Origin of the sequence: Mesorhizobium sp. M0870 (assembly GCF_040319775.1) — a bacterium.
GTDB lineage: Bacteria > Pseudomonadota > Alphaproteobacteria > Rhizobiales > Rhizobiaceae > Mesorhizobium.
On sequence record NZ_JAMYOI010000013.1, the window covers coordinates 14,814 to 28,525 of the forward strand.

Consider the following 13,712-nt stretch of genomic DNA (forward strand, 5'->3'; position numbering starts at 1 on the left):
GGGATGCGTCAGACGGCTGCTGCCTCCAGACGATAGCGGCGCATCCAGTCGAGGCTTGTCGCGTCAGCAAGCTTTGCAACGCCGGGGCTTACATCCTCCTCGTCAGGCGCTCGGACCCTCAGGGCTTCGCAGATGCCTAGCAATGTCGCGGCCGGATTGCCTGAAAGGCGCTCATAGCCGACACGCAGCGGGGATATGCCTTGCTCTGCGAACCAAATGTTCCAGGCCGCGTCATAGGTCTCGAGTTCCGTGACCTCTCGTTTGATCCGCTCGAAATCATATTGAGGCTCTTTCGGCGGCGCGACCCTTTCGATCTCGGTGCCGTCGGGAGCGATATGCCAAAGACCGGTCTGCTCTGCCTTGATCAGGGAGACAGCCTGCGCGAGCTTGTCCTCCCGCGAGAGGTGTATGTAGAGAACATTGCCGAATGCTCTTTCGAACCGCGCTCTGTCCGACGGCAGTTTCGGGAAAATCCGGTCGAGGATCGTCGAAAGCTCATCCAGATTTTCGCGCATCAAGCGAAGGCCGAAGAGGCCGGTTCCACCCTTGCCCGCAGCGATCGCCGCGTTGAGATAGGCGACATTGAAGTCGAGCTCACTCATCGTGTCGCGATCGGGCAGCTTCCACTCTTCAGCCCACTCCAGCACATCCTGCCGCCGATAGAATGAGTGCGGATCGCCAGTCGTCTTCGTGGATGCCAGAAGCTTGCACAGCAGCGTGCTTCCGGTCCTCGGCGTGCCGCAGATAATGTATCCATCGAACATGTTGAGACCCATGCTGCTCGTCAAAGACAGGGCCGCCGCCCAGTAAAGATGGCGGCCGCTATAGCTGAAATCTTTGCTGGATGCGACGTTCCGGCTGTCGCTTATAAATGCCTTTCTCAGACAGAACATCGCGCCGGCAGCGGCCAAATTACCGGTTGCGCACCACCACGCACGCCCCACCGACACTTTGCAATTTCTGGCAAATAACGTTGGCATCGGCGCGGCGGTCGACACCGATCCTGACCGCGTAGATGCCGCGCCGGCCGATCGGCGTGCGCACCCGGCTGACCACCGGATCATGCCCGTTGAGCAGGGCCGGGAACCGGCTCCTTACCCTGAGCCACTGGTTGATCGCGGCACTGCGGCGAAAATTGCCGGCCACCTGGATGCCCCATGGCTTTATGTTGATCGAAGCCATGGCCACCGTCCGCGACATGATCACCGGCAGTTTTCGGCAAGCGACGGCAAAATCCGTCTTTGCGTCGAGCGGCTCGACTTTTCCAGCATAGGCCCGGTCCGTGAACTTGTCGGCTGGTTCGCCCATGATGTCTAAGACATAGCTTTCGGTCTCCATTGGCAGGAACCCCCCGGAGCTGAGCCAGCGCGACACCCGGCTCTCGCCGGCATTGTAGGCGGCGGCGGCCAGGCCGAGATTGCCGTAGCCGGTTTTCATTTCGGCGAGATATCTAGCCGAAGCCGGAATCGCCTGGTTGATGTCGAAGGAATTGGCAAGCCCGCGCATCTTGGCGGTGCCCGGCATGAACTGGGCAATGCCTTCGGCGCCGACCGGACTGACGGCGTTGGGATCGAAACGGCTTTCCTTCCAGATCAGCCGGGCGAAGAAATCCCTGGACAGGCCGTTCTGGTCGGCATGCGCCTGGATCAGATTGCAGACTTTGTCGATCAGCCGCTGCTTAGCGGATTGCGGCGGATCGGCCTGCACAAGGGCCGACCAGGTCAGCCCGTACAGCAGGATCAGCGTCGCCCATAGGAAACGCTGCATTTGACTTACTCTGCCGCGGCCTTGCCGCCGCGACCGAACCGCTGTTCGATATAGTCGGCGACCATTTTCTCGAAATCCGCGGCGATCGACGGCCCGCGCAGCGTCGCCGCCTTCTTGCCGTCGACGAAGACAGGCGCGGTCGGCGTCTCGCCGGTGCCGGGCAGCGAAATGCCGATGTCGGCATGCTTGGACTCGCCCGGGCCGTTGACGATGCAACCCATCACCGCGACCTTGAGGTTCTCGACGCCGGGATATTTGTCGCGCCACACCGGCATATTCTTCCTGAGATCCGCCTGGATGTTCTGGGCAAGTTCCTGGAACACGGTCGAGGTCGTGCGGCCGCAGCCGGGGCAAGCGGCGACGATCGGCACGAACTGCCTGAACCCCATGGTCTGCAGCAATTCCTGCGACACCTGCACCTCGCGCGTGCGGTCGCCATTCGGCTCCGGTGTCAGCGAGATGCGGATGGTGTCGCCGATGCCTTGCTGGAGCAGGATGCCCATGGCGGCCGACGAAGCGACGATGCCCTTCGAGCCCATGCCGGCTTCGGTCAGGCCGAGATGCAGCGCGTGGTTGGAGCGGGTGGCGAGCTCGGTATAGACGGCGATCAGGTCCTGCACGCCGCTGACCTTGGCCGACAGGATGATTTTCTCGCGGCCAAGGCCGATCTCTTCCGCCATCTCGGCCGACAGGATCGCCGACTGCACGATCGCCTCGCGCATCACCTCCTGGGCCGTCAGCGGGAAACCCTTGTCCTGGTTGTCGTCCATCAGCCGGGTCAAAAGCTCCTGGTCGAGCGAGCCCCAGTTGACACCGATGCGTACCGGCTTGTCATGCTTGATCGCCATCTCGACGATATCGGCGAACTGGCGGTCCTTCTTGTCCTTGAAGCCGACATTGCCCGGATTGATGCGGTATTTGGCCAGCGCCTCGGCGCAGGCCGGATGATCGGCCAAAAGCTTGTGGCCGATATAGTGGAAATCGCCGACCAGCGGCACGTGGATACCCAGCCGCTGAAGCCGCTCATGAATGCGCGGCACGGCGGCGGCGCTCTCGTCGCGATCGACGGTGATGCGCACGATCTCCGACCCGGCCCGGTGCAGGGCTGCGACCTGCGCAACGGTCTGGTCGATATCGGCCGTGTCGGTGTTGGTCATCGATTGGACGACGACAGGCGCGCCGCCGCCGACGATCACGCCGCCGACATCGACGCCGACCGACGTACGGCGGGGAAAAGGAGAGGAAAAATATCCGGTCATGCCGGCAGCCTTTTGTCTCTGGAGCATCTTGTGTCCTGCATGGACGCACAACGACGCCCCGGGCCGATGCGCTGAGGTCCGGGCATGAGGTGGAGGAGCAAAGATGGCTTGTCAATGGCGACAGGTCGCCACTGGCCGGAATCGGTCCGCCACCAGAGGCCAGGAAACAATCGATGATCTGGCGAAACGGGCGACGGCCGAAGCGGAAATTGAGCCTGTGCAAGTCCAGCTTCGGCTGACAGACCGGTGCTGGAAATCAAAACCCTCCACACCGGCGGCGTGGTGCCGCCGGGAAAAGAGGCCGCGGATATTGGGCGGCTATGTCAGGAGGGTATCAATGCGTGGTCGGTTTGCCTCTTAGTTTTTCAATCTCGTCCTTGAGTGCCAGCTTGCGTCGCTTGAGATTCACGATTTCGAGGTCGTCGACCGATGGATGATTCATCGCGTCATCGATTTCACGTTCGATGTCGCCGTGTTTCCGCTGCAACTCATCAAGATGGGATGCAAGAGACATGATTGGTTCTCCCTTTCATGGTTTTCCTCGATTGCAACCGTCACGGCGCGTCCACCGCAGGTTCGCTTCTGTGACGGCACGGTGACAGTGTGTCACCTTCCGCGGGCGATGTCGAATGATCCGTGGTAGCATTCCACGACACTGTGAAATGTGATATGGGCTGCACGCCGGTGACAAAACACCCGGCCCCGCCCAATCAGGCCCAGCTTTGGGCGCCGCAGACGTGCAGACGGTAGAGAATGTCCGATCAGGAACAGGCCGATATTCGCCTCGAATTTTCCCGCCTGAAGCAGGAACACGCCGATTTCGATGCCGCCATCAACGCGATGATCGCCATGGCCTGCGATCCGCTGCAGATCCAGCGCATGAAGAAGAAGAAGCTGTTCCTCAAGGATCGGCTGATGGCACTGGAAGACAAGATCATTCCCGACATCATTGCGTGAGTTGGCATTCGCTCGCCCGCGCGCTACCCGGCGATCGAAAGCTTTGCGGCACGATCACGCAGCAGGCCGATGAGTTCGCCGGTCCGCTCCTCGGACGTATCGATGGGGACCACCAGGCACATCGTCGCCTCGACCTTGCCCGGCGCTGAAAACACCGGTGCGGCAAGGCACTTCGTATAGGCATCGACAAGGCCCGAAGTGACGCAATGGCCGGTGACCTGCGCTTTTGCTATGTCGGCGACGAAATCGTCAAGCCGCAGTTTGCGCCCGTCGGGCAGCACGAGATCGTCGTTTGACACCATGTCTTCGATCTCAGCCTTCTCCAGCCCCGCCAGAAGCAGCCGCCCCGAGGCTGTCCAGGGCAGCGGTATCTGCAAGCCGGTGGCGGAACTGATGCGGAACGGTCTGGTGCCGGGACTCGCATGGACGATCGTATAGCGGCCGCTCTGCAGCATGCACAGTTCGGAAGTCTCGCCGGTCTCGCGCGACAGATTGTCGACCTCCTGGCGCCCCCGCCTCAACAGGTCGTTGCCCCGCACATAGTCCATTCCGTAGAGATAGAGCTTCTTGCCGAAATAGACGCGATTGCCGTCGCCTTCCATTTCCAGCAGTCCCGCATCGACCAGCGACCGCACCAGCGTATAGGTCGTCGAGCGGGGCGCGTTCACGCCCTTGGCAAGGTCGCCAATGCCGATCGCGCGCTGGGTCGTGTGAAGAAACTCCAGAATCTCGAGCACCCGGTTGAGCCCCTTTTCACGGGAGCCCGAAATCTTCTCGCCGGCTGAAAGTGCCGAGGTATTGCCATCTTGCATTGTTGATTCCCGGTGTTAGTATCTGTCCTGTACAGGATACATGCGTCTCTTGTAAGAGACAATCGCTTCGACGTCACTGACGCGTGTATTGCCTGTGCAAGGGGAACACAAACGAAAGGAGGTCGCCGTGAACGACACATCCGGAAGACGTGATTTTCTGAAATTGGGAATGGCGGGACTGGCCGCGGCCGGCGTCGTGGGTGCGGCGGTAACCGTCGATGCCCAAAAGGCCGCTGCCCAGGCAGCACCCGACAGCCTGCTGCGCACCGTGCTCGATCGCGGCAAGCTGATCGTCGGCACCGGCAGCACCAATGCGCCGTGGCACTTCGAGAACGATGCCGGCGAACTCGTCGGCATGGACATCACCATGGGGCGCATTCTTGCCAAGGGCCTTTTCGACGATCCGACCAAGGTCGAGTTCGTGATGCAGGATCCGGCACAGCGCATCCCCAACGTCACCACCAACAAGGTCGACATCACCATTCAGTTCATGACGATGAGCGCCCAGCGCTCGCAGCTGGTCAATTTTTCCCGGCCTTACTACGTCGAGGGCGTCGCCCTGCTGAGCCTTCCGACCGCCGAGAACAAGACCTTCGACAAGCTGCTTGCCGGCGGCTCGGCGACACGCGTCTCCATCCTGCAGAATGTCGATGCCGAGGCGCAGGTGCATTCGGTGCTGCCCGAGTGCCAGGTTATGCAGATCGATACCCAGGCCAACGTGCTGCAGGCACTGGAATCGAAACGCGTCGACGCCGCTGCCGTCGATCTGTCCACGGTGCGCTGGCTCGCCTCGCGCAATCCGGACAGATATTTCGACGCCGGCAAGAGCTGGCTGAGCATGCTTTATGGCGCGGCACTCCGGCAAGGCGACCTTGACTGGCTGACCTTCGTCAACTCGACCTTCACCATCGCCATGTTCGGCCACGAAAACGCACTCTACGATGCCGCCTTCAAGGACTTTTTCGGACAGGAGCCGCCGGCGCGCCATCCCGGCTTCCCAGCCATCTGCCCTGCCGGGGGCACGGGCTAACCCCGCCCCCTCCCGCCTCCCTAGAGCAATTCCAGGAAAAGTGTGAAACGGTTTTCCGCCCGGAATTGCGTCTAAACAAAGAGTTAGAGCGGGTCGCCGTTTCCGTGAAACGGTGAACTGCTCTAAGCCTGCGGCACTGAGGCGGACGCATGGGCTATGCCCTTAATTTCAACCTGATCTGGCGGCACTTCGACAAGCTGTGGGGAGGACTGCTGCTCAGTCTCGAGCTCGCCGTCATATCGATCGCCATCGGCACCGTCATCGGCCTGGTTCTGGCGGTCTGGTACGTGTCTGCCGGACGCATCGTGCGCACCATCATCGCCGCCTACGTCGAATTCATCCGCAACGTGCCGCTGATCCTGCTCGTCTACCTCGTCTTCTACGGCCTGCCGACAGTGGTCGACATCGCCTACAGCGCGCCGACCTCGTTCGTCGTCACGCTGTCGCTCTATAGCGGCGCCTATCTGGTCGAGGTGTTTCGCTCCGGGCTCGAAGCCGTTCCGCGCGGACAGCTGGACGCCGGCAAGGCAATCGGCCTGACGCCCTGGCAAAGGCTGCTCAACGTGCGCCTGCCGACCATGCTGCGCATCACCTTGCCGGCATTGTCCAACACCTTCATATCGCTGTTCAAGGACACCTCCGTCGCCTCGGTCATTTCGGTGCCGGAGCTGACCTATGGCGCCCAGTGGATCAACTTCAACACCTTCCGCATCGTCGAGGTCTATCTCGTGGTCACGGCGATGTATCTGGTGACCGGCTACATCTTGCTTTTTGCGCTTCGGCTTGTCGAGCGCCGGTTCAGGGCGGCGCGCTGACATGCTGACCCAGATCGCCTATGCCTTGCCTTTCCTCGCCCAGGGCTTTGCGCTGACACTGTGGGTATCCCTGCTGGTCGTGGTGTTTTCGCTGATTGCCGGCGTGATCATGGGCGTCGGTCTGGTCTATGGCCCGGTGCCGTTGCAATGGGCCGTGCGCATCTTCAGCGACACCATCCGCGGCATCCCGATCCTGGTGCTCATCTTCTTTGTCTATTACGGACTGCCGGCCGTCGGGCTTCATCTGCCGTCGTTCTGGGCCGCCGTGCTGGCGCTGACCCTGTTCAAGACAGCCCAGGTCGTCGAATATTTCAGAGGTGCTGTCGGCTCCATTCCGAAAGGGCAGTCCGAGGCGGCGATGGCGATCGGACTCACCTTTCGCCAGCGGCTCGCCTACGTCATTTTCCCACAGGCGTTCAGGCGCTTCCTGCCGCCCTGGATCAACGGCGTCACCGATGCGGTCAAGGGCAGCGCGCTGGTATCGCTGCTCGGCATCACCGACCTGATGCAGGCCATCAACCAGGTCATCGGCCGCACCTACGAGGCCATGCCGCTCTATATTCTCGGCGCGCTCATCTACTTCGCGGTCAACTATGCCCTTTCGCTCGCCAGCCGGCGGCTCGAGCGGCGTTTCTCCTTCATCCGGGAATAGCAATGTCCACAAGTCCGAAAAACACCCCGGCCCTTCTCGACGTCCTGGACGTTTCCAAAGCCTTTGGGACCGTCCAGGTCCTGCGTTCGGTCAGCCTGCAGGTGGCGAAGGGGGAGGTGGTGACGGTCATCGGCCCCTCCGGCAGCGGCAAAACCACGCTGCTGCGTTGCGTCAACTTTCTCGAAAGCTATGACAGCGGTTCGATTCGCATCGACGACAAGGAGGTCGGCTTTCGCGAAGCCGGAACCCGCCAGCGTCGCAGCGAACGCGATCTCGCCGCGATGCGCGCCGAGACCGGCATGGTGTTCCAGAGCTTCAACCTCTTTCCGCACCTGACAGCCGCCGGCAACATCATGCTTGGCCTCACCAAGGTGCGCGGCAAGAGCAACGCCGAAGCGCGCACCATCGCCGAACACTGGCTCGGCCGGGTCGGTCTAGCCCACAAGGCCGACAGCCTGCCCGCCGAACTGTCCGGCGGCCAGCAGCAGCGCGTCGGCATTGCCCGCGCCGTGGCCATGGGGCCGAAGATCCTGCTTCTCGACGAGATAACATCCGCGCTCGACCCGGAACTGGTCGGCGAGGTGCTTGAGGTCGTGCGCAGCCTGGCCGAGGACGGCATGACGATGGTGATGGTCACGCACGAAATGGCCTTTGCCCGAGATGCCTCGAGCCGCATCATCTTCATGGCCGATGGCGGCGTCAGCGCGGCGGGTCCACCCGCCGAAATCCTGGCAGCCGACACCGACAATGAGCGCCTGCGCACCTTCCTGGCACGCTTCCGCGCCTCGCATTTCTAGAACGGGACAGCGAACGCTGTCGTAAGGAGCCTTCTTTCATGACGCCTTATATCCGGCTCGCCGCGTTGGGCCTGACGCTGCCCGAGCCGCCGACCCCGATCGCCAACTTCGTCACCCATGCCGAAAGCGGCCGGCTGATCTTCCTGTCCGGCCAGGGACCGCTGCGCACCGATGGCAAACTGTTCACCGGCAAGGTAGGAGACGATGTCACCGTCGAGCAGGCTTATGGCCATGCCCGCCTCACCGGCCTCAATCTGCTTGCCGTCATGCACGCAGCCACCGGCGACCTTGGCCGGATCGTGCGCGTCGTCAAGCTGCTCGGCTTCGTCAACGCCATACCGACCTTCAGCGACCACCCGAAAGTGGTCAATGGCTGTTCCGACCTGTTTGCCGATGTGTTCGACAATATCGGCGGCCATGCCCGCTCGGCGATCGGCGTCGGCTCCTTGCCTGGAAACATCACCGTTGAAATCGAGGCGGTTGTCGAGATCGCCGCCTGACCTTTAGAAGAATGGAATCCGAGAGATGAAAACCACTTCCACCGACGGCTCCAACACCACCATCCGCGAACGGCTCGGCCTTCGCCCGATCATCAATGTCTCCGGCACGATGACCGCGCTCGGCGCGTCGATCATTGTCCCCGAAGCGATCAGCGCCATGGCGGAAATGGCCTCGCAATGGGTGGAAATGGATGACCTGCAACGCGCCGCAAGCACGATCGTCGCGCGCCTGACCGGCGGCGAAACCGGTTTCATCACTGCCTGCTGCGCCAGCGGCATCACCATGGCGATCGCCGGTGCGATGACGGGGACCAATCTGCTCGCCATCGAGCGGCTGCCTGATAACACGGAAGGTCTCAAGTCGGAGGTCATCGTCCAGCTCGGCCACATCGTCAACTATGGTGCGCCGATCGACCAGTCGGTCCGGCTGGCGGGCGCCAGGGTCGTGCCGGCCGGCACGGTCAGCGTGACGCAGGACTATCATGTGCGCGACGCGATCAACGACCGCACGGCGGCGGGCCTCTATGTCGTTGCGCACCACACCGTGCAGTATGGCATGCTGTCGCTGGAGGAATTCTGCGAGATCTGCCACGCCAGGGGTGTCCCGGTGATCGTGGATGCGGCTTCAGAGTATGATCTGCGCGACTTCCTCGCGCGCGGCGCCGACATTGTCATCTACAGCGGCCACAAATTCCTGAGCGGGCCGACCAGCGGCATCGTCACCGGCCGCAAGGATCTGGTTCGCGCCGCTTATCTGCAGAACCGCGGCGTCGCCCGCGCCATGAAGGTCGGCAAGGAAAGCATCGCCGGCACCATGGCCGCACTGGAAGCCTGGGAAAAGCGCGACCATGCCGGCATCCGCCGCCGCGAAGACGCCGCGCTCAACCTGTGGAAGGACACGTTGCACGGGCTGCCGGGCGTCATCGCGCAGATCATCCCGGATCCGACCGCCAACCCTCTGGATCGGCTTCAGATTTTTGTACTGCCCGAAAGCCGGTTCACGGCGGCCGGTCTCACCTCGGCATTGGCGACGGGCTCGCCGCCGATTATCGTGCGCAACCACGAGGTGGAGCGCGGCCATTTCTTCCTCGACCCCTGCAATCTTCATCCCGGCGAGGCCGAGATCGTCGCCGAACGGCTGCGCGCCATATTGACCGCCAAGGACCGCCCGGCCGATGCGATGAAAGTCGCCCGCAAGGATTCGTCCGGCGTCTTACGCTGGCCAGATTGAACACCCGGCGAATCGCTACCTGAAATGCGTCGGCCGTAACCGGCACGCGCCATCATGCGCCTCCTGCCCTGACGGGCTCTCCAGGGCACCGGCCAGGAAACTGCCGGCTCCCTCTGCGCGCCTTGGCGGTTCCAGCTTGGCGGCTGCTTCACAACTTTTCAACAATAACTTTACAAATATCTATATTTATGTGAAGTTATGACGATGAAGGATCGCTCATGACAGCCAACCGTTTCGCCACGCGCCTGAATTCCTTTGCCTCGCGACCGCAGGCCGAGTGGCCCGATCTTACCGGCAAGCCGTCGCTGCTGCAGATGGCGGCGCGCGCCGCCAAGGTCGAGGGGCTTACCGATCTCGACCTCAACTTTCCTGACCACGTCGGTGAAAAGCCCACGGAAATCACCCTGAAACTGGGCGATCTCGGGCTTTCCATCAATGGCTTTGCCATGCGCTACTACTCCAACCCCGCCTTCAAGCTCGGCGCCTTCACCAATCCGGATCCGGCGGTGCGCCGCGAGGCCATCGACCTGACCAAGGCCGGCATCGATGCCGTGCGTGAGGCCGGCGCCAGCCTGATGACGCTGTGGCTCGGCCAAGATGGCTTCGACTACGCCTTCCAGGCCGACTATTCAACGCTTTGGCAACACGAAATTGATGGGATTCGTGAAGTTGCGACACATGATCCCGACTGTCAGATCAGCCTTGAATACAAACCGAACGAACCACGCTCTTACAGCCTGATGCCGGATGCGGCGACGACCTTGCTGGCGATCCGCGATGTGGGCCTGCCCAATCTCGGCGTCACGCTCGATTTCGCTCATGTGCTCTACGCCGACGAACAGCCGGCCTTTGCCGCGGCCCTGGTGGCGCGTCACAGCAAGCTGCTCGGCGTGCACCTGAACGACGGCTACGCCAAGCGCGACGACGGCCTGATGGTCGGCGCGGTGCACACGCTGCAGACCATCGAGCTGCTCAGGCAGATTCGCCGCGACGGTTACGCCGGCGCCATCTATTTCGACACGTTCCCCGATATGACCGGGCTCGATCCGGTGCGCGAGTGCGAAGTCAACATCGCCACCGTCAAGCGCATGCTGCGCGTCGTCGACCGGCTGGAGCAGGACAATCGCCTGTCCGCCGCCATGGACAGCCAGGACGCGGTGACGTCGCAGGCCATCATCCAGGAAATCATGCTCGGGCCGGATAGCTGAGGCATCCGCGCCATCACCGTTTTCAACCAGGGAGGAATACAATGAAACTTCTGCTTGCCACCGCTACCGCCGCACTGATGGCGCTCTCGATCGGCTCTGCCTTTGCCGCCGACCTCGCGCCGCTCAATTCCGACACGGAAAAGGACCGCATCGACTGGTCGCAGGTCGAGGCTAAATTCGGCGCGTTCCCCAAGCTGCCCGAAGGCACCAAGGCAGGCGCGGTCTCCAAGACGCTGACCAATGAATACTGGCGCTCGCTGGGCGAGGGCTACACGGCATTCGGCGCCAAGGTCGGCGTTCCCGTCGTCTATCAGGCAGCGCAGAGCGAGGGCGACCAGCTCGGCCAGCTCACCATCGCCGAAGGCCTGGTGACGCAGGGCTACAACGTGCTGCTCGTCTCGCCGCAGACGGATGCCAATCTGCAGCCGATCATGGAGCAGGCCAAGGCCGCCAACGTGCCGGTGGTCAACGTCAATGACGCCGTCATCCCGCAGGCCGAGCATTATGTCGGCAATGTCCAACGCGACAATGGCGTGCGCGTCGCCAAATGGTTCATCAAGAATCGTCCGAATGGCGGCAAGGTCGCCATCGTCGAAGGTCAGGCTGGCGTCTATGCCGCCGTGCAGCGCACCGACGGCTTCAAGTCGACCATCACCGAGGGGGGCAATTTCGAGGTTGTCGCCAGCGTTCCCGGCAACTGGGACCGCCAAGCCTCCTATGACGCGGCCACCAACATCCTACAGCAGCACCCCGACCTGATCGGCTTCTATGCCAACAATGACGGCATGGCGCTGGGCATCGTCGAGGCTGTCAAGGCCGCCGGCCTGCAGGACAAGGTTGCGGTCTTCGGCACCGACGGCATTTCCGACGCCTATGCCTCGATCCGCGCCGGCGAACTGACCGGCACGGTCGACAGTTTCCCGGTGCTGACTGGCGAAGTGGCGTTGGAAACAGCTCTGCGTCTCGTCGCGGGACAGAAGCTGCCGCGCGTTGTCGCCACGCCGCAGGCGCTGATCACCAAGGACAATGCCGACCGCTATTCCGGCACCGGCGCGCGCAAGGCCCTGCTCGAGGACGCGGCAGCGGGCCAATAAGGCTAATCGGCGGGTGCCGGCCAGAGCAATTCGCTGCCGGCCGGCACTCTTGCCCGGAGATAGAACCCGATGTCACCCCGGCTGCAAATTCAAGGGCATTTCCAAGCTGTTTCCGGCCGTACGGGCGCTCCACGAGGTGTCACTCTCGGTCGGGGCCGGTGAAATCCACGGCCTGCTCGGCGAAAACGGCGCCGGCAAGTCGACGCTGCTGCGCGTCCTGTCTGGCGTCTACAGGCCGACAGCGGGAAGCATCCTCATCGACGGCAAGCCGGTTACACTCGCCAACCCGGTCGCCGCACGCGCTGCGGGCGTCGCCATGATCCATCAGGAATTGCAGCAGGTACCGCGCCTCAGCGTCGCCCAGAACATGTTCCTCGGCCATCCGCTGACGCGCGGCGGTATCTTCGTCGCCCGGCGCGAGCAAGAGCGCCGTGCTGCGGATGCTCTTGCGGCCATTGATCCCTCCATCGATCCGGCGGCACCCCTTGGTACCCTGAAGGTGGCGCAGCGGCAGATCGTCGAGATCGCTCGCGCGCTGCTCGATCGCGCCCGCATCGTCGCCATGGACGAGCCGACATCGAGCCTGACGCCGAGCGAATTCGAACGGCTCGCCGAAGTCATTACAGGTTTGGCGCGCGATGGCGTCGCCGTCGTCTATGTCTCGCACAAGCTGGATGAGGTGTTCGGCATCTGCCGGCGCGCCACCATCATGCGCGATGGCGTCGTCGTCGATTCCGTCGATCTGAAAGACCTGTCGGAGAAAGCGGTCGTGGCGATGATGGTCGGCCGCGAACTGGCGCGGGAACACCATAATTCCCATGCCACGAACAAGGTCATGCTGAGCGCGCGTGGCCTCTCTTCGGCGACGAAGGTGCGCAACGTGTCGTTCAATCTGCATTGCGGCGAGGTGCTGGGCATTGCCGGCCTGGTCGGTTCCGGCCGCACTGAACTTTTGCGGCTCTTGGCCGGCGCCGATCGCGCCACGGCCGGGACGATTGCAATCGACGGCAAGGCGGCGCGCTTCGCCAGCCCGCGCGATGCGATTGCCGCCGGCGTCGGACTGGTGCCGGAGGAGCGCAAACGCGAAGGCATCGTGCCGCTGCGCTCGATCACCTGCAATATGGCGCTCGCCTCGATGGCCGTGTTCGCGCCGCGCGGTCTCATCGATCACGCCAGGTTGAAACACGTGGCCGTCGAGAAGATGAGCCGTGTCAACCTGCGGCCGTTTCTGCTCGACCGGCCGATTCGCCTGTTCAGCGGCGGCAACCAGCAGAAGGCGATCATCAGCCGCTGGCTGGCGGCGGGAACCCGCATCCTCTTGTTCGACGAACCGACGCGCGGCATCGATGTCGGCGCCAAGGCGGAGATCTATCATCTGATCGAGGAACTCGCCGCCGAGGGCCATGCCGTGATCGTCGTCTCCTCCGAGCTCCCCGAAGTGATCCGGCTTGCCGACCGCGTGCTGGTCATGCGCGACGGCACGATCGCGGCCGAACTCCACAGAGACGATATCAGCGAACAGGCGATCGCGGCGCACGCCATCCCGCAAACGCAAACGCCGGCCGCGTAACAGGCAAGGCAGAGGTGACG

Annotated in this window: 15 protein-coding genes; 10 read left to right on the forward strand and 5 right to left on the reverse strand. The window is 62.7% G+C overall.

What is annotated here, in order from left to right; translation table 11 throughout:
- Nucleotides 1-8: 8 nt before the first annotated feature.
- The 4 genes from NKH97_RS17135 to NKH97_RS17150 form a co-directional block, all read right to left on the reverse strand.
- Nucleotides 9-911: a Stf0 family sulfotransferase gene (locus tag NKH97_RS17135; RefSeq protein WP_245273206.1), complete on the reverse strand. Its 903-nt coding sequence runs from the start codon at nucleotides 909-911 to the stop codon at nucleotides 9-11.
- Between the two features lies 1 nt (nucleotide 912).
- Nucleotides 913-1,767 (reverse strand): lytic transglycosylase domain-containing protein, encoded by an 855-nt coding sequence (locus NKH97_RS17140; protein WP_023810941.1) that lies wholly within the window; start codon nucleotides 1,765-1,767, stop codon nucleotides 913-915.
- Nucleotides 1,768-1,772: 5 nt separating this feature from the next.
- Nucleotides 1,773-3,026 carry a flavodoxin-dependent (E)-4-hydroxy-3-methylbut-2-enyl-diphosphate synthase gene (gene ispG / locus NKH97_RS17145; protein WP_023810940.1) on the reverse strand — a complete coding sequence of 418 codons (1,254 nt, stop codon included), beginning with the start codon at nucleotides 3,024-3,026 and terminating at the stop codon, nucleotides 1,773-1,775.
- Nucleotides 3,027-3,360: 334 nt separating this feature from the next.
- Nucleotides 3,361-3,540: a YdcH family protein gene (locus NKH97_RS17150; RefSeq protein WP_013529217.1), complete on the reverse strand. Its 180-nt coding sequence runs from the start codon at nucleotides 3,538-3,540 to the stop codon at nucleotides 3,361-3,363.
- Nucleotides 3,541-3,779: 239 nt separating this feature from the next.
- On the opposite strand from NKH97_RS17150, the gene NKH97_RS17155 reads away from it, so the two are divergent.
- Nucleotides 3,780-3,983, forward strand: coding sequence for a YdcH family protein (locus tag NKH97_RS17155; protein WP_013529216.1), 204 nt, complete (start codon nucleotides 3,780-3,782; stop codon nucleotides 3,981-3,983).
- Nucleotides 3,984-4,006: 23 nt separating this feature from the next.
- On the opposite strand, the gene NKH97_RS17160 is transcribed toward NKH97_RS17155, so the two are convergent.
- On the reverse strand, nucleotides 4,007-4,795 hold the full coding sequence (locus tag NKH97_RS17160; RefSeq protein WP_352442017.1) for an IclR family transcriptional regulator: 789 nt from the start codon (nucleotides 4,793-4,795) through the stop codon (nucleotides 4,007-4,009).
- Nucleotides 4,796-4,922: 127 nt separating this feature from the next.
- Here NKH97_RS17160 and NKH97_RS17165 point away from each other — a divergent pair, with 127 nt between their 5' ends.
- The 9 genes from NKH97_RS17165 (at nucleotide 4,923) to NKH97_RS17205 (ending at nucleotide 13,692) form a co-directional block, all read left to right on the forward strand.
- Entirely contained in the window at nucleotides 4,923-5,825 is a 903-nt protein-coding gene (locus NKH97_RS17165; protein WP_352798063.1) for a transporter substrate-binding protein, read from the forward strand.
- A gap of 149 nt (nucleotides 5,826-5,974) precedes the next feature.
- Nucleotides 5,975-6,640 (forward strand): amino acid ABC transporter permease, encoded by a 666-nt coding sequence (locus NKH97_RS17170; RefSeq protein WP_023810937.1) that lies wholly within the window; start codon nucleotides 5,975-5,977, stop codon nucleotides 6,638-6,640.
- A gap of 1 nt (nucleotide 6,641) precedes the next feature.
- On the forward strand, nucleotides 6,642-7,292 hold the full coding sequence (locus NKH97_RS17175) for an amino acid ABC transporter permease (RefSeq protein WP_023810936.1): 651 nt from the start codon (nucleotides 6,642-6,644) through the stop codon (nucleotides 7,290-7,292).
- A gap of 2 nt (nucleotides 7,293-7,294) precedes the next feature.
- On the forward strand, nucleotides 7,295-8,089 hold the full coding sequence (locus NKH97_RS17180) for an amino acid ABC transporter ATP-binding protein (RefSeq protein WP_128305968.1): 795 nt from the start codon (nucleotides 7,295-7,297) through the stop codon (nucleotides 8,087-8,089).
- 38 nt (nucleotides 8,090-8,127) lie between these two features.
- Nucleotides 8,128-8,589, forward strand: a complete 462-nt coding sequence (locus tag NKH97_RS17185; RefSeq protein ID WP_128305969.1) for a RidA family protein — start codon at nucleotides 8,128-8,130, stop codon at nucleotides 8,587-8,589.
- Between the two features lie 25 nt (nucleotides 8,590-8,614).
- The gene (locus NKH97_RS17190; protein WP_128305970.1) at nucleotides 8,615-9,820 is read left to right on the forward strand and encodes an aminotransferase class V-fold PLP-dependent enzyme; all 1,206 of its coding nucleotides are present in this window, start codon (nucleotides 8,615-8,617) and stop codon (nucleotides 9,818-9,820) included.
- A 218-nt stretch (nucleotides 9,821-10,038) separates the two neighbouring features.
- Complete coding sequence (locus NKH97_RS17195; protein ID WP_352442014.1) at nucleotides 10,039-11,028, forward strand: TIM barrel protein; 990 nt, start codon at nucleotides 10,039-10,041, stop codon at nucleotides 11,026-11,028.
- 41 nt (nucleotides 11,029-11,069) lie between these two features.
- Complete coding sequence (locus NKH97_RS17200; RefSeq protein ID WP_352677376.1) at nucleotides 11,070-12,122, forward strand: sugar ABC transporter substrate-binding protein; 1,053 nt, start codon at nucleotides 11,070-11,072, stop codon at nucleotides 12,120-12,122.
- A gap of 136 nt (nucleotides 12,123-12,258) precedes the next feature.
- Entirely contained in the window at nucleotides 12,259-13,692 is a 1,434-nt protein-coding gene (locus tag NKH97_RS17205) for a sugar ABC transporter ATP-binding protein (RefSeq protein ID WP_352798071.1), read from the forward strand.
- Nucleotides 13,693-13,712: the final 20 nt, after the last annotated feature.

Coding starts and splice junctions, on each gene's coding strand:
- NKH97_RS17150 (WP_013529217.1), bottom strand. CDS start 3,540: ATGTCTCTTGCATCCCATCTTGATGAGTTGCAGCGGAAACACGGCGAC.
- NKH97_RS17160 (WP_352442017.1), bottom strand. CDS start 4,795: ATGCAAGATGGCAATACCTCGGCACTTTCAGCCGGCGAGAAGATTTCG.
- NKH97_RS17185 (WP_128305969.1), top strand. CDS start 8,128: ATGACGCCTTATATCCGGCTCGCCGCGTTGGGCCTGACGCTGCCCGAG.
- NKH97_RS17175 (WP_023810936.1), top strand. CDS start 6,642: ATGCTGACCCAGATCGCCTATGCCTTGCCTTTCCTCGCCCAGGGCTTT.
- NKH97_RS17190 (WP_128305970.1), top strand. CDS start 8,615: ATGAAAACCACTTCCACCGACGGCTCCAACACCACCATCCGCGAACGG.
- ispG (WP_023810940.1), bottom strand. CDS start 3,026: ATGACCGGATATTTTTCCTCTCCTTTTCCCCGCCGTACGTCGGTCGGC.
- NKH97_RS17195 (WP_352442014.1), top strand. CDS start 10,039: ATGACAGCCAACCGTTTCGCCACGCGCCTGAATTCCTTTGCCTCGCGA.
- NKH97_RS17155 (WP_013529216.1), top strand. CDS start 3,780: ATGTCCGATCAGGAACAGGCCGATATTCGCCTCGAATTTTCCCGCCTG.
- NKH97_RS17140 (WP_023810941.1), bottom strand. CDS start 1,767: ATGCAGCGTTTCCTATGGGCGACGCTGATCCTGCTGTACGGGCTGACC.
- NKH97_RS17170 (WP_023810937.1), top strand. CDS start 5,975: ATGGGCTATGCCCTTAATTTCAACCTGATCTGGCGGCACTTCGACAAG.
- NKH97_RS17200 (WP_352677376.1), top strand. CDS start 11,070: ATGAAACTTCTGCTTGCCACCGCTACCGCCGCACTGATGGCGCTCTCG.
- NKH97_RS17180 (WP_128305968.1), top strand. CDS start 7,295: ATGTCCACAAGTCCGAAAAACACCCCGGCCCTTCTCGACGTCCTGGAC.